A 21160-nucleotide genomic window follows, 5' to 3' on the forward strand; every position below is an offset into this window, starting at 1 on the left:
TCATCCGGCATGGACCACGACGGCCTGCTGGAGACGCTGCTGGAGCTCGAGCGCCGGCTCGGGGCCGGCGACGGCGACGCCTACCGCGAGCGCCTCACCGGCGACGCGCTCGTCGTGGTGCCCGGCGCCCGCCTGTCGCGCGAGGAGACCGCCGCGGCGATGGACGCCTCCCCCGGCTGGCGCAGCTTCGAGCTGCACGAGCCCGTCGTCGTGGCGCTCGGCGACGACCACGCGCTGCTGAGCTACCGCTTCACCGGGCGGCGCACGGCCCAGGTCGGCTACGAGGCGCTGATGACGAGCCTCTACGTGCGCCGCGACGGCACGTGGCGGCTGGCCCTGCACCAGCAGACACCGCTCTGAGCGCGGCGACGACGCGGGCGCCATGGCCGCCCCCGTCGCCCGGGTCACCGACTCCGGCAGTTCGCCGGGCCCGGGGCGGTCGCCGCGCGGGCCGATGCGGGCCACGTCGTGGCGTGGGCCCCGGGCACCGACCGCCGTTAGAGCTGGTGCTCGGCCACCGCGCCGAGGAAGCTCGCGTCGAGCTCGCCGGGCGTCGCCACGCCCATGAGCGTCAGGGTCCGCGCCAGCTCGCCGGAAAGCAGCTCGAGCATGCGCGCCACGCCGGCCTCGCCGCCGGCGCCCAACCCGTACAGGTAGGGCCGGCCGACGAGGCAGCCGCGCGCGCCGAGCGCGACGGCGGCGGCGACGTCGCCGCCGCGCCGGACGCCGGAGTCCAGGAGGACCTCGGCGCGGTCGCCGACGGCCTCGAGCACGGAGGCCAGCACGTCGAAGGTCGCCGGGGCGCGGTCGAGCTGCCGGCCGCCGTGGTTGGACACGATGATGCCCGTGGCGCCGGCGTCGACCGCGCGGACCGCATCGGCGGCGCAGAGCACGCCCTTGGCGATGACGGGGCCGTCCCACGCGTCGAGCACCGTGGACAGGTCGTCCCACGTGATCCCGGGGTCGAACTGCTCGGCGACGTACTGCATGGTGGTGGTGTCGGCCGCGCTCGGCGTGCGGTCGGTCACGTTGGCGAACGAGGGCGGCGCGCTCTGGATGAAGCGCCACCACCAGCCCGGGTGGCGGGCGGCGTCCAGCGCGGCCGCGCGCGTGAGCTTGGGCGGGATGTTCATGCCGTTGGCGATGTCGCGCTCACGCGCGCCCGAGACCGGCGTGTCGAGCGTGACGACCATCGCCCGGTACCCGGCCTCGCGGGCGCGGACGACGAGGTCGCGCGTCAGGCCGCGGTCGCGCCAGAGGTAGAGCTGGAACCACTGCGGCGTCCCCGGGGGCACGGCGCGGGCGATCTCCTCCAGCGTGGTGGAGCCCATGGACGGCACGGTGTAGATCACGCCGGCGGCGGCCGCGGCGCGGGCGACGGCCAGCTCGCCCTCGGCGTGCACGACGCGGATGGCCCCGCATGGCGCCAGCGCCACGGGCAGGCTGCTCGGGCAGCCGAACAGCTCCGTGCGCAGGTCCGTCGCCGCGACGCCCTGGAACTGGCGCGGCGTGAGCACGACCCGGGCGAAGGCCTCGCGGTTGCGCCGCAGGGTGACCTCGTCCTCGGCGCCGCCGTCGACGAAGTCGGCGACCGCCCGCGGGACGCGGCGCAGGAACGCGCGGCGCAGGTCCTCGACGTTGCGGGCGGCGGCCAGGACCCGTGCCGTGCCCCACTTGGGCGGTGCGGCGAGGTCCAGCAGGCCGGCCATCTCACGTGCGTTCATGGGTGTTCGACGTCCTCGGGTCGATCCTGGGACAGCAGCGGCGTTCAGAGGTCCAGCGTCAGCGTCGGGGTCAGCGCGCGCGAGCAGCAGATCATCATCGTGCCGCCGTACTCGCGGTCCTCGTCGGTCAGGAAGGAGTCGCGGTGGTCGGGCTCGCCGTCCAGGACCTCGGTCTCGCAGGTCCCGCAGGTGCCCTCGCGGCACGACGTCGGGACGTCGATCCCGGCCGCGTCCAGCGCCTCCACGATCGACTGGTCGGCCGCGACGTCCAGCGTGACGCCGCTGCGGTCCAGGATGACCTGGAACGGGCGGCGCTCACCATCCAGCGCCCCGGGGCGCGGCGCGAAGCGCTCGACGTGCAGGCTGCCCGCCGGCCAGGACGCGCAGCGCTCCTCGACGGCGGCCAGCAGCGGCTCCGGACCACAGCAGTAGACCGCGGTGCCCGGCTGCGGCGTGCCGAGCAGCCCGTCGAGGTCGATGAGCCCGTGGGTGTCCTGGGGCCAGAGCGTGACCCGGTCGCCGTGGGCCGCCAGCTCGGCGGTGTAGGCCATCGAGTCGGCGCTGCGCCCGCCGTAGACCAGCCGCCAGTCCCCGCCGGCCTGCGCCAGCTGCGCGGCCATCGGCAGCAGCGGCGTGATCCCGATCCCGCCGGCGATGAGCAGGTGGCGCTCGGCCTCGACCAGGCGGAAGTGGTTGCGCGGCCCGCGGGCGGTGACGCGGTCGCCGGCCTTGAGCACGGCGTGGACGTGGGCCGAGCCGCCGCGGCCGTCGGGCTCGCGCAGCACGCCGACGCGCCAGCGCGCGGGCTGGGCGGGGTCGCTGCAGAGCGAGTACTGGCGCTCGAGGTCGGGCGCCAGGAGGAGGTCGATGTGCGCGCCCGGGGCCCAGGCCGGCAGCGGCGCGCCGTCGGGCGCAGCGAGCAGCAGCGACACGACGCCGCGCGCCTCCTCGACCTTCGCGCCGACGACGAGCTCGAACGTCGCCTCCGGCGCCAGGACCGGCGCTGTCGAGGCCTCCGTCACGTGCCCCCGCCCGCGGTCGCCGCCGGCGGCCGGACGCGGCCGGGCATGCTGACCACGAGGTAGTCGTCCTCGACGGAGACGGGGAAGGTCTCGGCGACGAACGGGCCCTTCTCGAGCTTGGGGCCCGACAGGCCGCGGGCCAGCTCGCCGGCACCGCCGGGCTCGCGGGCGTGGGCCTTGCCGTGCTCGAGCTCGTCGGCGACGGCCTCGCCGCCCTCGACCTCGACGCGGTAGGGCCGGATGCTGCTGTCCTTGGCGTAGGACTGGCCCGTCTCCAGGTCGTACTCCCAGCCGTGCCAGGGGCACTGGATCATGAGGCGCTCGGCGTCGTAGCGCAGGTCGCCCGGGGCGTCGGCGGTCAGGTGGCCGAGGATGGAGCCGCGGCACAGCTCGGCGCCCTTGTGGGGCAGCGGTTGAGCACCGCGTAGAACTTGTCGCGCACCCGGAAGATGCCGACGGAGCGGCCCTGCAGCGTGACGATGATCCGGCCGCGCTCGGGGATGTCGCTGACGCGCGCGACGACGTGGCGCGCCATCTCAGAGGCCCCGGTAGTGGGCGCGGGCGTTGTCGCCCATGATCCCGGCGTGGGCCGACTCGGGCACCGCGTCGAGCAGGCGCTGGATGTCCTGGTCGTGGGCGTGCGGGTAGTCCGAGGCGAACATGAGCATCTCCGGGGCGCCGATCCAGGAGATCGCGTTGGCGTAGTGCTCGGGCGGTCCGGCGTCCAGCGGCTGCACCGTGACCTTCAGGCGCTCGCGGATGGTCTGCGACGGCGGCTGCACGACCCACGGGATGTCGCGGCGCAGGCCCTTCCACTCCTTGTCCAGGCGCCACATCGTGCCGCCCATCCACGCGAAGCCCGACTCGCTGAACGTCATCCGCAGCGTGCGGAACTTCTCGAACAGGCCCTCGGCGATCACGCTGGTCAGCTGCGCGGCCCAGAGCTGCAGCTCGCCCGCGTGCTCCTCCAGGAACCAGGCGGGGTGGCCGGTGGGCGTCGGCGGGCCGTCGGACTGCCCGCCGAAGTGCACGCCGGCGACGAGGTCGTGGCGCGCGATGGCCTCGAACATCGGGTGCCACAGGCGGTTGCCGTACAGCCGCATCGAGTGCGAGGGCAGCAGGACCTGCACGAACCCGGGGTGCCCGCCGATGCGGTCGATCTCGGTGGCGGCGCCGGCCGGGTCGTGGCCGGGCACGACCAGCGAGGCGCGCAGCCGCGGGTCGCGGTCCAGCCACTCGGCGACGAGCCAGTCGTTGATCGCGCGAGCCAGCGCGAGCGAGAAGTCGGGGTGGCGGATCGTGTCCACCGCCCAGGAGCAGTTGACCACCGCGCGCTCGACGCGCAGCGGGTCGAGCACCTCGCGCTGGAGCATCGCCAGGTCGGTGCCGGCGGGCGTCCCGTCGGCCGCCCGCCACTCCGGCCGGCAGGTCGTCGGCGCGCCCGGCGGGTAGATCTGCGACGCACCGGGCGGCATCTGGAAGTTGCTCTCGTGGACGTACTCGACCCAGAAGTCGGCCAGGTGGGGCAGCAGCACGTCGATGCCCGGCACGGCGACGTGCACGTCGGCGTCGATCGTGGGCCCGGTCCAGCTGCCGGTGTTCAGCGGGCCGACGGCAGCCTGCACGGCGGTCATCGGACGCCCTCGCGCGGCAGGTCGTAGACGGCCAGCGCGTTCTCGCCGAGGATGCCGCGGCGCAGGTCGTCGTCCAGCGACGTCGGCAGGGCCGAGGGCGGGTCGAAGTCCCAGTGCGGGTAGTCGCTGGAGAACAGCAGCCGGCCGGGCATGTCCAGCGCGGCCAGGGCCTGGCCGAAGTGCTCGGGGCGCTCGGGCTCCTCGATGGGCTGCGTGGTGAACCAGAAGTGCTCGCGGATGTACTCCGAGGGCCGGCGCTGCAGGTGGGGCACCTCGCCCTTGAGCTGCTCGAACGCGCGGTCGAAGCGCCACAGGAACGGCGCCACCCACGACCAGCCGCCCTCCTGGATGACGATCTTCATGTCCGGGAAGCGCTCGAAGACGCCCTCGCACACCATGCTGGCCATCTGATTGAACAGCGCCTGCGGGAAGCCGACGTGGTCCTCGTAGTAGTAGGTCACCCAGCCCGCACCGGTGATGAGGTTCTGGCCCGTGCTGCCCGGGTGCAGGGCCAGCGGCATGCCGCGCGCGGAGGAGATCTCGTACAGGTCCCAGTACTTGCGGTGGCCCAGCGGCTTGTTGGTGCGGAACGGGACCTGGATCTGCACGAAGCGGTCGTCGTCGTACCAGCGCTCGGCCTCGCGCACGAGCGACTCGGGGTCCTCGAACGGGGTGCAGATCGACGCGCGCAGGCGGTCGTCGCGATCCAGCCACTGCTCGGCGACCCAGTCGTTCGTGGCCGCCATGAGGGCGTTGGTGAACTCCTGGGGCTGGCCGCCGCCGACCATGTTCTGCCCGGCCATCATGATCGAGTTGAGGATCGCGATGTCGATGCCCTCGCCGTCGAGCAGTTGCTCGATGAAGAACTCGGGGTCCGAGCCGGGCGGCTTGCCCGTCGGCCCCCAGGAGTCGGCGCGGGAGGCCATCCAGCGGGCGCGCACGATCCCGTACTCGCTGGGCGTGCGCAGGCCGAAGGTGTCCAGGTACTCGCTCCAGCGCCGCGACAGGTACGGCTTGAGGTCGTCCAGGGTCGGCAGGTTGTGCGAGTCGCAGTCGACGATGAAGTCGCGCTGCGCCGGCCCGCCCTGCGGCCGGACTGCGGTTGCGGTCTCACTCATCTCCGTCTCCTGACCTCGCTCTGCTACGTTCGCCTGACCACGGCGGAGTCGAGAATGATTTCCCGACTTCTGCGAACGTACTTCACCGTTGCGCCCGCGGTCAAGTGCCGCGACACAGTGTCCCCCCACCACCAGCCCTCCGCCACCCGCCTACGCCCGGCGGCCCCCACGCGCCGCGACAGCCTGATCACCTACCGGCGCCTGGTCGAGGCCGCGGGACGGCTGCTGGACCGCCACGAGCACCAGGGCTTCAACCTCGCCGAGGTCGCCCGGGAGGCCGAGGTCTCCACGGCGACGGTCTACCGCTACTTCGGCTCGATCGACCACCTCGTCGACGCCTACCTCGACGCGTTCGTCGACGATCTCGCGGTCGCCCGGGCCCGGCGCCCGGAGGCCGAGCGCACCGGCGTCGCCGGGCTGCGCACGCTCGGCGACGACTACGTGGAGCTCGCGCTGTCGCGCGGCCGCGCGATGGTCCACGGGCGCTCGCTGGCGGGCATCGTGCACCGCTACCGCGCCGGCGACCCGTCGATCGTGAAGATCTGGGCGTTGTACGCCGAGCCGATCGGGTCCGCCCTGGACGAGCTCGGCCACGGCCCCGACGACCTGGAGTTCGCGGTCCTGTTGTGGAACGCCATGTTCTACGCGCGCGAGCTGCTCGACCTGCGCGAGTCGATGGGCTGGTCGCCGCAGACGATCAGCCGCCGGCTGACCGATACGTTCCTGGGCGCGATGGGCGCCCGCACCGCCGCCCCGAACGCCGCCTCCGCCTAGCCGTCGAGCTCGGGGTGCCAGTCGTCCTTGACGTGCGCGTCGAGGATGACGTGCGTGCGCGTGCCGACGATCGACCCGCTGACGCGCAGGCGGTGGATCACGTCGCGCAGGTGCTCGACGCTGCGCGCGCGGATGAGCGCGGTCACGTCGTGGTTGCCCGCGGTCGTGTAGACGGCGCAGACCTCCGGGATGCCGGCCGCGACCCGGTCCATGTCGCCCGGGCTGGTGGTCCCGGTGAAGCGCAGCTCGGTGAACGCCGCGATCCCCCAGCCCAGCTTGGTGTAGTCGACGCGGGCCGAGTAGCCCGTGATGACACCGGCCGCCTCGAGTCGCTCGATGCGCCGCTTGACCGCGGTGGGCGACAGCGCGACGCGTCCGGCGATGTCGGCGACCGTGCGCCGGCCGTCCTCCTGCAGGAGGACCAGGATGCGCAGGTCGAGCGGGTCGGGCGTGGCCATCGGCCGATCGTAGGCGACGGAAAGCGGCGTGCAAGGCGCCCAGGGCGCCGGATCCCTGCGTGCGGACACCGCTCGGCGCACGACGCCTTGATCGTGCGCGGGGGCTGGGGCAGGCTCGCGCCGCGATGGCCGCCCCCGAGGACCTCCCCGACACCGAGCAGCTCGTCGTCTGCCGTGACCGGCCCACCGGCCTCGTCGCGATCATCGCGATCGACGACACCACGCTGGGGCCGGCGCTGGGCGGCATCCGGTTCAAGCCCTATCCGAGCGAGGCCGCCGCGGTCGCCGAGGCGCAGCGCCTGGGCCGCGCGATGACGCTGAAGAACGCGCTGGCCGACATCGCCTTCGGCGGCGGCAAGTCGGTCATCCTCGCCTCCGACGCGATCGTCGACCGCGAGGCCGCGCTGCTGGCCTTCGGGCGCTTCGTCGCGCGGTGCGGCGGGGCATACCTGCCCGCCGCCGACATGGGCACGGGCGTCGAGGACCTGCAGGTCGTCGCGCGCACCGCGGGCGAGGTGTCCTGCGACGACGAGGACCCGTCGACGGCGACGGCGATCGGCGTGCACGCGGCGATCGAGGTCGCCGTGCGCGCCGGCGACGTCGCGCCAGGGCTGGCCGGCGTCAGCGTGCTCGTGCAGGGCGTCGGCCACGTGGGTGCGGCGCTGGCGCGCCTGCTGGCCGCCGACGGCGCGCGGGTGCTCGTCGCCGACGCCGACGCCGGGCGCGCGGCCTCCGTCGCCGCCGAGGTCGGCGGCGCGGTCGTGGCCCCGGACGACGTCATCGGCACGCCCTGCGACGTCTACGCGCCGTGCGCGGTCGCCCGGGTCGTCGACGACGCGACGGTCGGGCGGCTCGCCGCGCGGATCGTGGCCGGCGCGGCCAACGACGTGCTCGACCACCCGGGCCTGGCCGGCGAGCTGGCGGCGCGCGGGATCCTCTACGTCCCGGACTTCGTGGCCAACGCGGGCGGCGTCATCAACGTCCGCGCATTGCGCGACGGCTGGTCGCCCGAGCGCCGTGCCGCGGCGCTGGCCGCGATCGGCACGCGCTGCGGCGAGGTCGTCCACGAGGCCCGCGCCACGGGGGCGACCACGCTCGAGGTCGCCGAGGCCGCGGCCTACGCGAAGGTCGGGCGGGCGCGGCCGGCGTAGGCGGGGGCCGGTCGTTCGGGCCGAAGCCGACCGTGGGTCGAATTGCGTGTCCATAGGACGCCCGGCGCGACCCACCGTCGACGCGCGTCCCCCACGCCGGCGGAGACCGGGCGCAGCCGCGCTACCGCCGACGCCCCGGCTACCGCCCCAGCGTCCGCACGAGCTCGCGTGCCTGGCCGCGCAGGTGGCCGACGAGCTCGCGGACCTCCGCCAGGCCGGCGCGCAGCTCGGCATCGCCGACCTCGACCGGCATCATCGAGTCCTGCAGCGCGGCCAGCTCGGCGTCGGCCCCCGCGACGGCGTCGACCGCGCGCTCGAGCAGCTCCTTGACCGAGCGCGCCGAGGCCGCCGAGGGCGGGGGCGCGAACGTCCGCGGCGGCAGGCCGTGGCGCTCGGCGAAGCCGCCGTGGGTGCGGCGCGCCCGGCCGTAGGCCACCTGCACGGGACGGAACAGCTCGTCCTCGAGGCGGTCGGCCGTGCGATCGTCGAGCTGCTCGTAGGCGGCGGCGAGCGCCGCGAGCGCGATGCCGATGCGGTCCGTCGCGTCGCCGACCGCGTCCAGCAGCTGCTGCCGCGCCTCCGCGGCGATGTAGGCCATGCGATCCAGGGTAGGAGGCGGGCACCGGGACGGCGGCGGAGCGGCGCGTGTCCCCCGGCGCCAGAAACCACCCCCGCCGGTCGCGCGCAGCGGTTAGGGTCGGCCGACGGTCAACGCGGAGGAGGACGGCATGAGCACCACCGTCGAGGTGCAGGTGACGGTCAACGGCCAGCGGCGCACGCTTCAGGTGTCGCCCCGATTGCTGCTCGTGCACCTGCTGCGCGACCAGCTCGGCCTCACCGGCACCCACATCGGGTGCGACACCTCCAACTGCGGGGCGTGCACCGTCCACCTCGACGGCGAGGCGGTCAAGAGCTGCACGGTGCTCGCGGTCCAGGCCGACGGCGCGGCCGTGCTGACGATCGAGGGCCTCGGGCAGGAGAACAACCTGCACGCGCTCCAGGAGTCCTTCTGGAAGTCCCACGGCCTGCAGTGCGGCTACTGCACGCCGGGCATGATCATGGCCGCCGCCGACCTGCTCGAGCGCAACCCCGACCCGACGGAGGCCGAGGTCCGCGAGGGACTGGAGGGCAACCTCTGCCGCTGCACGGGCTATCACAACATCGTCAAGGCGGTGCTCGACGCCGCCCCCGTCCTGCGCGGCGCCACGGAGGTGCCGGCATGAGCATCGCCGAGCAGCCCGCCACCGGCTCCGTCGGCAAGTCGCTTCGCCGCAAGGAGGACCCGCGCCTCATCACCGGCCGCGCCAGCTACGTCGACGACATCACGGTCCCGGGCCTGCTGCACGCAGCGATCGTGCGCTCGCCCGAGGCCCACGCCAGGATCGTGTCCATCGACGTCTCGGCCGCGCTGGCTCGCGACGACGTCGAGGCCGTCTACACCGGCGCCGACATGACGGACCTGCTCGGCCCGCTGCCCATGGCGTGGGTCCCGCCCGACGTCGAGGTCAACAACCCCGAGCACTGGCCGCTGGCCCGCGACGAGGTCAACCACGTCGGCGACCCGGTCGCGATCGTCCTGGGCACGGACCGCTACTCCGTCGTCGACGCCGCCGAGGAGGTCCTCGTCGAGTACGACCCGCTGCCCGCCGTGGTCGACCCCGAGGCGGCCCTGGCCGGCGGCCCGCTCGTGCACGAGTCGCTGGGCACGAACAAGATCCACGAGTGGTCGCTGGGGGCGGCGACCTGGAGGCCGCGTTCGCCGAGGCCGACCTCATCGTCGAGCGCCGCGTCGAGAACCCGCGCATGTCGGGCGCGCCGATCGAGCCGCGCGGCGTCATCGCCGACTATCGCTCGGGCTCGCTGACGCTGACCAGCTCGACGCAGGTCCCCCACTTCGTGCGGCTGTTCACCGCGCTGCTGCTGGGCATCAACGAGGAGCGCGTGCGCGTGATCGCGCCGGAGGTCGGCGGCGGCTTCGGCGCCAAGCTGCAGATGACCGGCGAGGAGATCCTGCTGGCCTGGGCCTCGCGGCGCTGCGGCCGGCCGATCAAGTGGATCGAGACGCGCAGCGAGCACATGGCCGTCTGCCATCACGGGCGCGACCAGATCGCCACGGTGCGGATGGGCGTCAAGCGCGACGGCACGCTGACGGCGATCCACTCCAAGATCATCGCCGACATGGGGGCCTACCTCCTCCTGCTCACGCCGACGATCCCGTCGCTGGGCGCGTTCGTCATGAGCGGGGTCTACCGGTTCGCCGCCGTGCAGACCGACATCACCGGCGTGTTCACCAACAAGTGCCCGACGGACGCGATCCGCGGCGCCGGGCGCCCCGAGGCCACGCACATGATCGAGGTGGTGCTCGACCAGGTCGCGGCCGAGCTGGGGATGGACCCGCTGGAGATCCGGCGCAAGAACTTCTTCCCCAAGGAGGCATTCCCCGCCGAGACCGCGCTGGGCATCGTCTACGACTCCGGCGACTACCACGGCTCGCTGGACAAGCTGCTCGAGCACGTCGACGTGCCGGCGTTCCGCGCCGAGCAGGAGGCGCAGCGGGCGAACGGCATCCACCGCGGCATCGGCTTCTCGACCTACACCGAGATCTGCGGCCTGGCGCCGTCGCGCATCACCGGGCCGGCGGGCTTCGGCCTGCAGACGGGGCTGTGGGAGTCGGCGACCGTGCGCGTGACGGTCAGCGGCGGGGTGACCGTCTACACGGGCGCCTCGCCCCACGGCCAGGGCCACGAGACCACGATGGCCCAGGTCGTCGCCGACAAGTTCGGCGTCGACCCCGCCCAGGTCGAGATCGTCCACGGCGACACCGCCACCGGCCCGATGGGCCTGGGCACCTACGGCTCGCGCACGACGGCGGTCGGCACGGAGTCCGCGGCGCGGGCGGCCGACAAGCTGGCCAGCAAGGCCAAGGCGATCGTCGCCCACCAGCTCGAGGCCGCCCCGGAGGACATCGAGGTCGCCGACGGGCGCTTCTCCGTCAAGGGCTCGCCCGACAAGGGCCTGGCGCTGGCCGAGATCTCGGGCATCGCGCACGTCCAGCCCGAGCTGCTGCCGGAGGGCATGGAGCCGGGGCTGGAGGAGACGTCGTTCTACGACCCCGAGAACTTCGTCTTCCCGTTCGGGGCGCACGCGTGCATCGTCGACGTCGACGTCGAGACCGGGAAGGTCAAGGTGGTGCGCTACGTCGCGGTCGACGACTGCGGCCCGGCGATCAACCCCACCATCATCGACGGCCAGGTCCACGGCGGCATCGCGCACGCGATCGGCCAGGCTCTGTACGAGCGCATCCACTACGACGAGGACGGCCAGCTCACCACGGGCACGTTCGTCGACTACGCGCTGCCGACCGCGGCCGAGCTGCCGTCGTTCGAGACCGACCGCACCGAGACGCCCTCGCCGGTCAACTCGCTCGGCGTCAAGGGCATCGGCGAGGCCGGGACGATCGCGGCCAGCGCCGCGGTCACCAACGCCGTCATCGACGCGCTGCGCCCGCTGGGCGTCACCTACATCAACATGCCCCTCTCGCCGCTGCGGGTGTGGACCGAGATCCAGGACGCGAAGGGAGGCCGGACATGATCCCCGCCGAGTTCGACTACGTCGCCCCCACCACCATCGAGGAGGCGATCGCGGCGCTGGGCGGCGACGAGGACGCCAAGCTGCTGGCGGGCGGCCACTCGCTCGTGCCGCTCATGAAGCTGCGCCTGGCGGCGCCGACGCGGCTGGTCGACCTGCGCCGCATCGAGGGCCTGCGCGGGATCTCGCGCGACGGCGACCGCTGGCGCATCGGCTCCATGACCCGCCACGCCGACCTGCAGGTCCGGGACGACCTCGGCCTGATCGCCAGCGCGGCGGCGCTCATCGCCGACCAGCAGGTGCGCAACCGCGGGACGTTCGGCGGCTCGGTGGCCCACGGCGACCCGGCCAGCGACCTGCCCACGGTCCTGCTCACGCTCGACGGGACGGTCTCGGTGACCGGCCCGGGCGGCGTCCGGGAGATCGCCGCGGGCGACGTCTTCCAGGACTACCTCACGACGGCGCTCGCGCCCGACGAGGTCATGACCGCGCTGCACGTCCCGGCGCTCGACGACTGGGGCCACGGCTACCAGAAGTTCACCCGCCGCTCGGAGGACTGGGCGATCGTCGGCGTCTGCGCCGTCGTCCGCAAGGCCGCCGACGGAACCTGCGCCGACGTCCGCGTCGGGCTGACGAACATGGGCTCCACGCCGTTGCGCGCCACCGCCGTGGAGGCCGCGCTGCGCGGCCAGCCGCTGACCGGCGAGGCCATCGCCGCGGCGGCCGCCCACGCCGACGAGGGCACCGAGCCCGCGGCCGACCTCAACGCGACGGCCGACTACAAGCGCCACCTGGCCCGGGTGCTGACGGGCCGGGCGCTGCGGGAGGCGGTCGCGGCGTGACGGCCGGGCGCCACCGCGGTGGCATCCTGGGCCCGTGACGTTCACCACGGTGCCCGAGGTCGAGGAGGCCCTGCGCGGGGAGCACTACCTCGCCGACCGCGCGCTGGCCACCTCCGTGCTGCTGGCCGACGTCCTCGGCCAGCCGCTGCTGCTGGAGGGCGAGGCCGGCGTCGGCAAGACCGAGGTGGCCAAGGCCGTCGCCGCCGCGACGGGCGCGCGGCTGATCCGCCTGCAGTGCCACGAGGGCATCGACGTCCACCACGCGCTCTACGACTGGGACCACGCCCGCCAGCTGCTCGCGCTGCGCGCGGGCGCCGGCGGCGCGGACGGCGACGAGCTGTTCTCCGAGCGCTTCCTGCTGCGCCGGCCGCTGCTGGAGGCGCTGACCGCGACGGAGCCCGTCGTGCTGCTCATCGACGAGATCGACCGCGCCGACGACGCGTTCGAGGCCTTCCTGCTCGAGCTGCTGTCGGACTTCCAGGTCACGATCCCCGAGCTCGGGACGATCACCGCGCAGCGCCGGCCGTTCGTCGTGCTGACGTCCAACCGCACGCGCGAGCTGCACGACGCGCTCAAGCGCCGCTGCCTGTACCACTGGATCGGCTACCCCGACCCCGCCCGCGAGGCCGAGATCCTCCACGCGCGCCTGCCCGGCGCCGGCGCGGCGGTCGTCGACCGCGTGTGCGCCGCCGTCGCGCGCCTGCGTGCCGAGGAGCTCTACAAGCTGCCCGGCGTCGGCGAGACCATCGCCTGGGCCCAGGCGCTGGCGGCGCTGGGCACCGAGGATCTCGACGACACGCTCGGCGTCGTGCTCAAGGTCCGCGAGGACCTCGACCGCGTCCGCGCCGAGGGGGTGCTCGACCACGCCTGAGGCCGCCCCCGCCCGCCCCGGACCCACCGACCGCGTCGTCGCCCTGTCGGCGGCGCTGCGCGCCCGCGGCGTGCGCGTCGGCCTCGGCGAGACCGGGCTCGCGCTGCGCGCGCTGGCGTGCGTGGACGCTGCCTCGCGCGACGACGCGCGGCTCGCGCTGCGCACGGTGCTCTGCGGCCGCCCGGAGGACCTCGCCGTCTTCGACGCGGCCTTCGCCGAGGTGTTCGGCGACGCCGGCGGCGCCGACGCGCCGGGGGCCGTCGACCTCGGCGACGGCGTGCGGCTGGCGCTGCCGCGCGTGGCCTCCCCGACCCGCCGCGCGAGCGCGCGACCGCGCAGGAGCCCGTGAGGCTGCCGGCCGCCTACAGCGACGTCGAGCTGCTGCACGACAAGGACTTCGCCGCCTACACCGACGCCGAGCGCGCGCTGGCGCGCGCGGCGCTGCGGCGCCTGGCGCGGCGCGGGCCCGTGCGCCCGGGCCGGCGGACGCGCCCGGTGCGCCGCGGCGGCACGCGCCCCGATCTGCGCGCCACGCTGCGCGAGGCGGTAGGCCACGGCGGCGAGCCGACGACGCTGCGCCGGCGCGGGCCGGTCGTCACGCCGCGCCGCCTGGTGCTCGTCGTCGACGTCTCGGGCTCCATGGCGCCCTACGCCCGCGTCCTGCTGCAGTACGCCCAGGCGGCGGCCACCGCCCGCGCCCGTGTCGAGGTGTTCGCCCTGGGCACCCGGCTGACGCGCGTCACGCGCGAGCTGCGCGGCCGCGACCCCGACGCCGCGCTGGACCGCGCCGCCCGGGCCGTGGCCGACTGGTCGGGCGGCACGCGGATCGGCGCGGCCATCGGCCAGCTCAACCGCGAGCATGGGCGCACATTGGGCCGGGGCTCGACCGTGGTGATCCTCTCCGACGGCTGGGACCGCGGCGAGCCCGGGCTCCTGGCCGCCGAGATGGCGCGGCTGCGGCGCTCGGCGCACCGCGTGATCTGGCTCAACCCCCTGCGCGCGTCGCCCGACTACGAGCCGCTGGCCCGCGGCATGGCCGCCGCGCTGCCCCACACCGACCGGTTCCTGGCCGGCCACTCGCTGCGCTCGCTGCAGGAGCTGGTCGCGCTCCTCGAAGGAGGCCTGACATGAGAGACGTCCTCGCTGACCTCGACGCGTGGGCGGGCCGCGGCGAGGCCGCCGCGCTCGCCACCGTCGTCGCCGTCAAGCGCTCGGCGCCCCGGCCTCCCGGGGCCAAGATGGCCGTCAGCAGCGCCGGCGCGGTCTCCGGCGCGGTCTCGGGCGGCTGCGTGGAGGGCTCGGTCGTGCTGGCCGCCGAGGAGGTCCTGGCCGGCGGCCCGCCCAGGCTGCTGCACTTCGGCATCGCCGACGAGGACGCCTGGGACGTCGGCCTGCCCTGCGGCGGAGAGATCGACGTGTGGGTCGCCCGCCACGAGGACGACGCGCTGGGCGCCATCGCCCGGCGCGACGAGCGCGGCGCGCAGGTCACGCGCCTCGACGACGGCGCCCACCTGGTCCTCGACGCGGCGGGCACGCGGGCCGGAACGCTGGGCGACGCCGCCCTGGACGATGCGGCCGCCGAGGCCGCCCGTGAGCTCATGTGGGCCGAGCGCAGCGAGCGCCTCGAGCTCGAGGGCGTCAGCGTGTTCGTCGACGTCGTCGCGCCCGCCCCGCGGCTCGTCGTGTTCGGCGCCGTGGACTTCGCCGCCCAGCTCTGCACGCTGGCGCGCATCACCGGCTGGCGCCCGTTCGTCGTCGACCCCCGGACGCGCTTCGCGACCGCCGAGCGCTTCCCCGATGCCGAGCAGGTCGTCGCGGCCTGGCCCGCGGAGGCCTTCGCGCGCATCGGCGGCATCGATCGCGCGACCTACGTCGCGGTCCTGACCCACGACCCCAAGCTCGACGACGCCGCCCTGCTGCTGGCGCTGCGCTCCGACGCGGCCTACGTGGGCGCGATGGGCAGCCGCCGGGCCCAGGAGCGGCGCCGCGAGCGGCTGCTGGCGCTCGGGCTCACGGACGCCGACCTCGAGCGCCTCGCGGCGCCGATCGGGCTGGACCTCGGCGCGCTGACCGCCGAGGAGACGGCCCTGTCCATCCTGAGCGAGGTCGTGGCGGTCCGCCACGGACACCAGGGCGGGCGGCTCATCCACGCCGCCGGCCGCATCCACGAGGTGGGGGCATGAAGCTCGAGCAGTCGTTCACCGTCCAGGCGCCCGTCGCGGAGGTCTGGGCCGCGCTCATCGACGTGGAGCGCGTCGCGCCGTGCCTGCCCGGCGCCGAGATCACCGAGGCCGGCGACGACGGCTCCTACCGCGGCACGTTCACCGTCAAGCTCGGCCCGACGACCGCGTCCTACAACGGCCACCTCAAGCTCGAGTCCCTCGACGAGGCCGCCCGCATCGCGACGATGAGCGCGCGCGGCACCGACAAGCGCGGCCAGGGCGGCGCGAGCGCCACGATCGTCTCCACGCTCGTGGAGGAGTCGGCAGGCGTGACCAAGGTCGACGTCCTCACGGACTTCACGATCACGGGGCGCCTGGCGCGCTTCGGGCGCAGCGGCATGATCCAGGACATCTCCAACCGGCTCATGCGCGACTTCGCCGGCTGCCTGCAGTCCACGATCGGGGTCGCGCCGCAGGCCGTCGCCGCCGGGCCGGCGGTGCCCCTCGGGGCCGAGCCGGAGGCGACCGCGCCGGAGGGGCCGCCGCCCGTCGCCGCGGCCACGCCGCCCCCGAACACCGCGGCCCCGACGACGTCGACCCCACCGCCGGGCGCGCGCACCGCGCCGCCGCCGGCGAAGCCGATCTCCGGCCTGTCCCTGTTCTTCGGCGCGCTCTGGGACCGCATCCGAGCGCTGCTGCGCCGACGCCGCTGAGGGCCGGCGGGGGGCGCGCCAACCGCGCATGAAGCACGGCGGTCCGGGTATGTCCGGCGCCGGAACCGTGCGCACCCCGCCCTGCATCCCGTCCACCGACGTCCCCGCCGCGGGGCGAGGCGCTTGACGCCCTTGGCCGCCTCACCCTCGCATCGCTTCGAGGTCCATCCGGACCGCGACCGGGTCTTCATCGCCGCCAAGGGCGAGCTCGACGTCGCCTCGGCGCCCGGCCTGCGCGCCGAGCTGCAGGACCTGCGCGCCTCGGGCTGGACCCGGATCGTCGCCGACCTCAGCGGCGTCACGTTCATGGACACCACGGCCGTCCACGTCCTGCTCGAGGCGGCCGACAGCGCCGCGTCGGAGGGCTGGGAGCTGCGCATGGTCGACGGCTCGCCGGCCGTGCGGCGCATCCTCGGCCTCACGGGCGTGGCCGACCGCATCGAGCGGCTCTAGGCGCCGCTCAGCCGGCCAGCCACGCCGCGATGCGACCCGGCACGTCGGCGAGCTCGTCGGGGCGCCCCCGAAGCTGAACCGCACGAAGTCCCGGCCGGAGGGGCCGAAGCCGCTGCCCGACAACGCGGCGATCCCGGCCTCGTCGAGCAGGCGGCGCGCCACGGTGTCGCCGTCCATGCCCGTGCCGCGCACCCGGGTGTAGGCGTAGAACGCGGCGGCGGGCAGGTGGCACTCCAGGCCGTCGACCGCGGCCAGCGCGGGCACGAAGAGGTCGCGCCGGCGACGCAGCTCGTCGCGCATGGCGCGCGCGGCGGACTGGTCGCCGGTCAGCGCCTCGACGAGCGCGAGCTGGACGAACGCCGCCGTGCACGACACCGAGTTGACCACGAGGCGCTCGATGCCGTCGACCAGCGCGGGGGGCAGGATCCCCAGCCCGCGCGCCACCCGGTCATGGCGTACATCTTGGAGAGCCCGTCGAGGACGATCGTGCGCCCGACCATCCCGTCGATCTCGGTGATCGACGCCGGCTCGGCGTCGTAGGCCAGCCCGCGGTAGATCTCGTCGGAGAGCACCGTGCAGCGGTCCTGGCGGGCGACGACCTCGGCGATCTGCTCCAGCGCGGCCCGCGACAGCGAGGACCCCGTCGGGTTGCCCGGGCTGTTGAGGATGACCAGGCGCGTGGCCGGACCGACGAGCGCGGCGATCTCGCTGGGGTCGGCGTCGTGGCCGCGGTCGAAGTCCAGCGCGTAGGGCCGCGCCACTCCGCCGGCGAACTCCACCATCGAGCGGTAGATCGGGAAGCCGGGATCGGGGAGCACGACCTCGTCGCCGGGCCCGACGAGCGCGAGGATCGCGAAGAACATGATGGGCTTGGCGCCCGGTGTCACGATGACCTGCGCCGGGTCGGCGGCGACGCCGCGCGTGGCGGTGAACGTCTCGGCGATTGCCGCACGCGCCTCGGGCAGGCCCGCGGAGGGCACGTAGTGCGTGTGGCCCTCGCGCAGCGCACGGATCCCCGCCTCCACGACGTTCTCCGGCGTCGGGAAGCCCGGCTCGCCGATCTCCAGGTGCGTGACGTGGCGGCCGGTGGCCTCCAGCGCACGGGCGCGGGCGAGCGTCTCGAACGCGCTCTCGGTGCCCAGGCGGGCCATGCGGTGCGCGAGCGCGATGGAGGACATGCGGCGGGATCCTAGGCGGCGGACCCAGGCGATGCCCAGGCTGCCGAGAGCGGGGCTTTAGGACGCCGTGGTCCACTGCGGGTCCAGGCAGCCCCGAGCCCGGGACGCCTGACCGACGCAAGGGAGTCCCTCCGATGTCCGTGCGCAGGATCGCCGTCGTGGCCGTCTCGGCCGCCGTCGCCGCCGTCGGCGGCGTCGGGATCGCCGCCGCGGCCGGCGGCAGCAGCGCGACGCCGGGCACGGCCTCGCCGCCCTCGGCCACCCAGCCGGGGGCGACGACGACCACGCCGTCGCCGCGCAGCGGGCATCCGTGCCCGCACGGCGGATCGGGTGGCACCAGCGGGGCGGCGGACACCGCACCCGCGGGCTTCGCCACCTGAGCGCAGAGGCCCGGGCGGCGGTGGGCGCTCCCCCCGCCCCCGTCGTCCGGGCCGACGCGCTGCGTCTACCGTGGTCGCATGGTCCCCGGGACGCCCTGGCCGCCGGCCGGCACGCGCGAGCTGCCGCCCGACGGCTACCGCGCGGTCGTCGGCGAGTCCTTCCACCAGGAGGCGCTGGCCGCCACGGCGCCGCTGTGCGTGCCCGGCGAGGAGGGGCGCCCGATGTTCCGCGCCGTGCTGATCGCCGAGCCCGACAACCCCTACGACCCCAACGCGGTCGCGATCCACTCCGCCGCGGGCAAGGTCGGCCACCTCTCCCGCGCCGACGCGGTGGACTACGTTCCGGTGCTCGCCGCCCTGGCCGAGCGCGGGCTGCGCGCGGGCGGCTGCCACGCGTTCCTCAACGGCGGCCCGCGGGACCGCACCTACGGCGTGGTGCTGCGCCTGTCGCCGGCGCCCGACTGCCTGCTCGACGTCCTGGCCGGCGGCTGAGCGACCCGCTCGTCTGCCCGCCGCGCAGGCTCGGGTGGCGCCTCGGGATGAAGATCGGCTGCTCCTGTGCGCGGCTACAGGCCGGGCGGGTGGCGCACGGTGAAGCCTGCCAACGTGCGCGGCGCGGTCTGCCACCTCGAGCCGAACGCGCCCGCCCGCCGCTGGTGTCGAAGCGCAGCCCGTCGACGTACATGAACGTGTGGCCCGCGTTGGCGTAGATCGTGATCCAGCGGCCGGGGCCCGGCGCGCCCCACGAGGCCAGCTGGCCGGACGTCAGCGGCGCGTCGAGCAGGCCGGCGGCCGCCAGCGCGTAGCTCACCGACGCCGAGCAGTCGTAGGCCGTGTCGACGAACGAGGCATGGCCGCCGCCGTAGACGTAGGGGAAGCGGGCGATCGCGTTGCCGCCGGCGATGATGCGCGCCACGGCGCCGGGAACGCCGGCCGGGACCTCGGCGCGGCCGGAGCGGTCGATGACCGGCCGGCGGCCGGCCGTCGAGGTGCGCTGCGCGCGCAGGACGCGGTCCATCTCGGCCAGCTCGCGGCGCACCTCGTCGTCCGACGGCGCGCCCGGGGAGATGCGCGAGGCCTCGGCCGCGGCGGGCGCGGCGCCGGGCGCCGGGGCCTGGCGGGTGCCGTGCACGCCCTCGGGCAGCGCGAAGGCCTGGTCGGCCTCGGTGTCGCCGGGGGTGGCCACGGCCGTGTGGTGCGCGGACGGCGTCGGCGTCACGACCGCGGCGTGCAGGCCGGCGTCGGGGCCGGTCGCCGCCGCGCCGCAGCCGGCGGCCAGCGCGGCGAGGACCGCCACGAGGGCGGGCGGCAGCAGGCGGCGCACGGGCAGGCTCATCGCCCCGGGTGGTCGGACGCACCGGCCCCGCCTTGACGGCGGCGGTCGGCCCTCGCTCGGGGCCGGCGGTCGGCGACCGGCCCTTGCCCGGCCTACAGGCCCAGCGACTTGCCGATGATCTCCTTCATGATCTCGTTCGTGCCGCCGTAGATCCGGGTGACGCGGGCGTCGGCGTACATCCGGCCGACGGCGTACTCGGTCATGTAGCCGTAGCCGCCGTGCAGCTGCACGCAGCGGTCGGTCACCCGGCCCTGCAGCTCGGTGGCCATGAGCTTGGCCGACGCGGCGCGCTCGGCGGTCAGCGTGCCGTCGCACAGCTCGCGCATGCACTGGTCGACGAACGCCTGCACGCAGTCGATCTCCGCGCGGCAGTCGGCGAGGCTGTGGCGCGAGACCTGGAAGGTGCCGATGGCCTGCCCGAAGGCCTGGCGCTCCTTGACGTAGTCCAGCGTGACCTGCAGCGCCGCCTCCGCCACCCCGACGCCGAGGATGGCGATGGACAGGCGCTCCTGCGCGAGGTTGGACACGAGGTAGCGGAAGCCCTCCCCCTCGTCGCCGAGCAGGTTGGCGGCCGGGACGCGAGCCTCGTTGAAGAACAGCTCGGCGGTGTCCTGGGAGTGCATGCCGACCTTGTCGAGGTTGCGACCGCGCTCGAAGCCCGGCGTGTCGCGCTCGACGATGAGGATCGACAGGCCGCGGTGGCGCTGGGTCGGATCGGTCTTGGCCGCGGTGATCACGAGGTCGGCGTTGATGCCGTTGGTGATGAAGGTCTTGGCGCCGTCGACGAGGTAGGTGCCGTCGTCCTGGCGGATGGCCTTCGTGCGGATGCCCGCCAGGTCCGACCCGGTCCCGGGCTCGGTCATCGCCACGGCCGTGATGAGCTCGCCGGACACGATGCCGGGAAGCCAGCGCTGCCGCTGCTCCTCGTTGCAGTACTCCAGGAAGTACGGCAGGCAGACGTCGTTGTGCAGGGTGATGCCCACGGCGAAGCCGCCGACGCCCGCTGCGCAGCACTCCTCACCGATGATGGCGTTGAAGCGGAAGTCGGCGCCGACGCCCGCCCCGCCGTACTCCTCGGGGACCTGCATGCCGAGGAAGCCGTGCTCGCCGGCGGCGGCGAAGACCTCGCGCGGGACGATGCCGTCCTTCTCCCAGGTCTCGAAGTGCGGCACGACCTCCTTGGCCAGGAAGCGGCGGAAGGACGCGCGGAAGTCCTCGTGGTCGTCCTCGTAGATCGCCCGGCGGCGGGACGGTGCGGGCTGCACGGTGCTCATGGCGAGGACGCTAGTGCACCCGCCCGGCGCCGTGGTCAATCGGTCACGAACGAGATGCGCCCGCTGGTCTCCAGCACGGCGAAGCGGACGTCGGCCAGCGATCCGATCTGGGCCTGGCGCGCCTCGGCGCCCAGTTCGTCGACGGTGATCCGCTGCCGGCGCAGCGCCCGGGCGCGGATCTCGCCGTCGGCGACGAGCACGACGGGCTCGCCCTCCAGCAGCGGCCGCAGGCGGCGGAAGCGGAAGCTCAGCCACGCCGTCGCGACCGTGAGCACCGCCAGGGTGGCGATGACCAGCGTGGTGCCGGTCAGCGAGTAGTCGCTCTGGGTCACGCCCTGCTGGACGAGGTCGCCGATGACGACGAGCAGGATGACGTCGAAGGGCTCCATCGAGCTCAGCTCGCGGCGCCCGACGGCGCGCGTGACGAGCAGGATGAGGAAGAACACGAACGTGGCACGCAGGACGAGGTCCATGGCTAGGGC

The 21160-nt window shown here is 74.8% G+C and carries 25 protein-coding genes and 2 pseudogenes; 15 read left to right on the plus strand and 12 right to left on the minus strand.

Annotation, left to right across the window (positions count from 1 at the left end; translation table 11 throughout):
- The first annotated feature begins 9 nt into the window (after positions 1-9).
- Positions 10-360 carry a nuclear transport factor 2 family protein gene (locus FSW04_RS20780; RefSeq protein WP_146922129.1) on the plus strand — a complete coding sequence of 117 codons (351 nt, stop codon included), beginning with the start codon at positions 10-12 and terminating at the stop codon, positions 358-360.
- Between the two features lie 137 nt (positions 361-497).
- Here the strand turns inward: FSW04_RS20780 and FSW04_RS20785 are convergent, their stop codons facing one another.
- Genes FSW04_RS20785 through FSW04_RS20805 form a run of 6 tightly spaced genes read right to left on the minus strand, consistent with a single transcriptional unit; the run spans position 498 to position 5498 of the window.
- Positions 498-1724: an alpha-hydroxy acid oxidase gene (locus tag FSW04_RS20785; RefSeq protein WP_146922130.1), complete on the minus strand. Its 1227-nt coding sequence runs from the start codon at positions 1722-1724 to the stop codon at positions 498-500.
- A 44-nt stretch (positions 1725-1768) separates the two neighbouring features.
- Positions 1769-2746, minus strand: a complete 978-nt coding sequence (locus tag FSW04_RS20790; RefSeq protein ID WP_146922131.1) for a PDR/VanB family oxidoreductase — start codon at positions 2744-2746, stop codon at positions 1769-1771.
- A complete protein-coding gene (locus FSW04_RS27495) occupies positions 2743-3156 on the minus strand; it encodes a Rieske (2Fe-2S) protein (protein WP_407653004.1) in 414 nt (137 codons plus the stop codon). Before FSW04_RS27495 ends, FSW04_RS20790 begins: the two co-directional genes overlap by 4 nt.
- Positions 3105-3281, minus strand: a complete 177-nt coding sequence (locus FSW04_RS27500; protein WP_228430618.1) for a Rieske (2Fe-2S) protein — start codon at positions 3279-3281, stop codon at positions 3105-3107. Before FSW04_RS27500 ends, FSW04_RS27495 begins: the two co-directional genes overlap by 52 nt.
- Before the next feature lies 1 nt (position 3282).
- Positions 3283-4380 carry an amidohydrolase family protein gene (locus tag FSW04_RS20800; protein WP_146922132.1) on the minus strand — a complete coding sequence of 366 codons (1098 nt, stop codon included), beginning with the start codon at positions 4378-4380 and terminating at the stop codon, positions 3283-3285.
- On the minus strand, positions 4377-5498 hold the full coding sequence (locus tag FSW04_RS20805; protein WP_146922133.1) for an amidohydrolase family protein: 1122 nt from the start codon (positions 5496-5498) through the stop codon (positions 4377-4379). The genes FSW04_RS20800 and FSW04_RS20805 overlap by 4 nt, the downstream gene beginning before the upstream one ends.
- A gap of 117 nt (positions 5499-5615) precedes the next feature.
- On the opposite strand from FSW04_RS20805, the gene FSW04_RS20810 reads away from it, so the two are divergent.
- Positions 5616-6272 carry a TetR/AcrR family transcriptional regulator gene (locus tag FSW04_RS20810; protein ID WP_187368962.1) on the plus strand — a complete coding sequence of 219 codons (657 nt, stop codon included), beginning with the start codon at positions 5616-5618 and terminating at the stop codon, positions 6270-6272.
- Here the strand turns inward: FSW04_RS20810 and FSW04_RS20815 are convergent.
- The gene (locus tag FSW04_RS20815) at positions 6269-6730 is read right to left on the minus strand and encodes an Lrp/AsnC family transcriptional regulator (RefSeq protein ID WP_146922135.1); all 462 of its coding nucleotides are present in this window, start codon (positions 6728-6730) and stop codon (positions 6269-6271) included. The genes FSW04_RS20810 and FSW04_RS20815 overlap by 4 nt on opposite strands.
- Before the next feature lie 125 nt (positions 6731-6855).
- Between FSW04_RS20815 and FSW04_RS20820 the strand changes: the two genes are divergently transcribed.
- Complete coding sequence (locus FSW04_RS20820; RefSeq protein WP_146922136.1) at positions 6856-7881, plus strand: Glu/Leu/Phe/Val dehydrogenase dimerization domain-containing protein; 1026 nt, start codon at positions 6856-6858, stop codon at positions 7879-7881.
- 139 nt (positions 7882-8020) lie between these two features.
- Here FSW04_RS20820 and FSW04_RS20825 read toward each other — a convergent pair whose 3' ends face one another.
- A complete protein-coding gene (locus tag FSW04_RS20825; protein ID WP_146922137.1) occupies positions 8021-8479 on the minus strand; it encodes a hypothetical protein in 459 nt (152 codons plus the stop codon).
- A gap of 130 nt (positions 8480-8609) precedes the next feature.
- Here FSW04_RS20825 and FSW04_RS20830 point away from each other — a divergent pair, with 130 nt between their 5' ends.
- The 10 genes and pseudogenes from FSW04_RS20830 (at position 8610) to FSW04_RS26430 (ending at position 16510) form a co-directional block, all read left to right on the plus strand.
- On the plus strand, positions 8610-9104 hold the full coding sequence (locus tag FSW04_RS20830; protein WP_146922138.1) for a (2Fe-2S)-binding protein: 495 nt from the start codon (positions 8610-8612) through the stop codon (positions 9102-9104).
- Positions 9101-9466 (plus strand): annotated as a pseudogene (locus tag FSW04_RS27505) (xanthine dehydrogenase family protein molybdopterin-binding subunit); the annotation flags it as partial. The gene FSW04_RS20830 and the pseudogene FSW04_RS27505, both read left to right, overlap by 4 nt.
- Positions 9467-9603: 137 nt before the next feature.
- Complete coding sequence (locus FSW04_RS20835; RefSeq protein WP_267128259.1) at positions 9604-11472, plus strand: xanthine dehydrogenase family protein molybdopterin-binding subunit; 1869 nt, start codon at positions 9604-9606, stop codon at positions 11470-11472.
- Entirely contained in the window at positions 11469-12311 is an 843-nt protein-coding gene (locus FSW04_RS20840) for an FAD binding domain-containing protein (protein ID WP_146922139.1), read from the plus strand. The genes FSW04_RS20835 and FSW04_RS20840 overlap by 4 nt, the downstream gene beginning before the upstream one ends.
- A 34-nt stretch (positions 12312-12345) precedes the next feature.
- Entirely contained in the window at positions 12346-13182 is an 837-nt protein-coding gene (locus FSW04_RS20845; protein WP_146922140.1) for an AAA family ATPase, read from the plus strand.
- Between the two features lie 70 nt (positions 13183-13252).
- Positions 13253-13531 carry a hypothetical protein gene (locus tag FSW04_RS26425; protein WP_187368963.1) on the plus strand — a complete coding sequence of 93 codons (279 nt, stop codon included), beginning with the start codon at positions 13253-13255 and terminating at the stop codon, positions 13529-13531.
- Entirely contained in the window at positions 13528-14313 is a 786-nt protein-coding gene (locus FSW04_RS20850; RefSeq protein ID WP_187368964.1) for a vWA domain-containing protein, read from the plus strand. The genes FSW04_RS26425 and FSW04_RS20850 overlap by 4 nt, the downstream gene beginning before the upstream one ends.
- Positions 14310-15365, plus strand: a complete 1056-nt coding sequence (locus FSW04_RS20855) for an XdhC family protein (RefSeq protein WP_146922142.1) — start codon at positions 14310-14312, stop codon at positions 15363-15365. The genes FSW04_RS20850 and FSW04_RS20855 overlap by 4 nt, the downstream gene beginning before the upstream one ends.
- Complete coding sequence (locus FSW04_RS28010) at positions 15362-16057, plus strand: SRPBCC family protein (RefSeq protein ID WP_146922143.1); 696 nt, start codon at positions 15362-15364, stop codon at positions 16055-16057. Before FSW04_RS20855 ends, FSW04_RS28010 begins: the two co-directional genes overlap by 4 nt.
- Before the next feature lie 132 nt (positions 16058-16189).
- The gene (locus FSW04_RS26430) at positions 16190-16510 is read left to right on the plus strand and encodes an STAS domain-containing protein (RefSeq protein ID WP_187368965.1); all 321 of its coding nucleotides are present in this window, start codon (positions 16190-16192) and stop codon (positions 16508-16510) included.
- A 123-nt stretch (positions 16511-16633) separates the two neighbouring features.
- On the opposite strand, the pseudogene FSW04_RS27515 reads toward FSW04_RS26430, so the two are convergent.
- Positions 16634-17688 (minus strand): annotated as a pseudogene (locus FSW04_RS27515) (pyridoxal phosphate-dependent aminotransferase); the annotation flags it as partial.
- Between the two features lie 134 nt (positions 17689-17822).
- Between FSW04_RS27515 and FSW04_RS20875 the strand changes: the two are divergent.
- Positions 17823-18068, plus strand: a complete 246-nt coding sequence (locus FSW04_RS20875; RefSeq protein ID WP_146922146.1) for a hypothetical protein — start codon at positions 17823-17825, stop codon at positions 18066-18068.
- A gap of 78 nt (positions 18069-18146) precedes the next feature.
- Positions 18147-18560, plus strand: coding sequence for an HIRAN domain-containing protein (locus FSW04_RS20880; RefSeq protein ID WP_146922147.1), 414 nt, complete (start codon positions 18147-18149; stop codon positions 18558-18560).
- Here the strand turns inward: FSW04_RS20880 and FSW04_RS20885 are convergent.
- The 3 genes from FSW04_RS20885 to FSW04_RS20895 form a co-directional block, all read right to left on the minus strand.
- Positions 18469-19404, minus strand: coding sequence for a hypothetical protein (locus FSW04_RS20885; RefSeq protein ID WP_146922148.1), 936 nt, complete (start codon positions 19402-19404; stop codon positions 18469-18471). The two genes, FSW04_RS20880 and FSW04_RS20885, sit on opposite strands and share 92 nt — an antisense overlap.
- A 92-nt stretch (positions 19405-19496) precedes the next feature.
- The gene (locus tag FSW04_RS20890) at positions 19497-20678 is read right to left on the minus strand and encodes an acyl-CoA dehydrogenase family protein (protein WP_146922149.1); all 1182 of its coding nucleotides are present in this window, start codon (positions 20676-20678) and stop codon (positions 19497-19499) included.
- A 35-nt stretch (positions 20679-20713) separates the two neighbouring features.
- Complete coding sequence (locus FSW04_RS20895; RefSeq protein ID WP_146922150.1) at positions 20714-21151, minus strand: DUF421 domain-containing protein; 438 nt, start codon at positions 21149-21151, stop codon at positions 20714-20716.
- Between the last annotated feature and the right edge of the window lie 9 nt (positions 21152-21160).

Source organism: Baekduia soli (assembly GCF_007970665.1).
GTDB classification, from domain to species: domain Bacteria; phylum Actinomycetota; class Thermoleophilia; order Solirubrobacterales; family Solirubrobacteraceae; genus Baekduia; species Baekduia soli.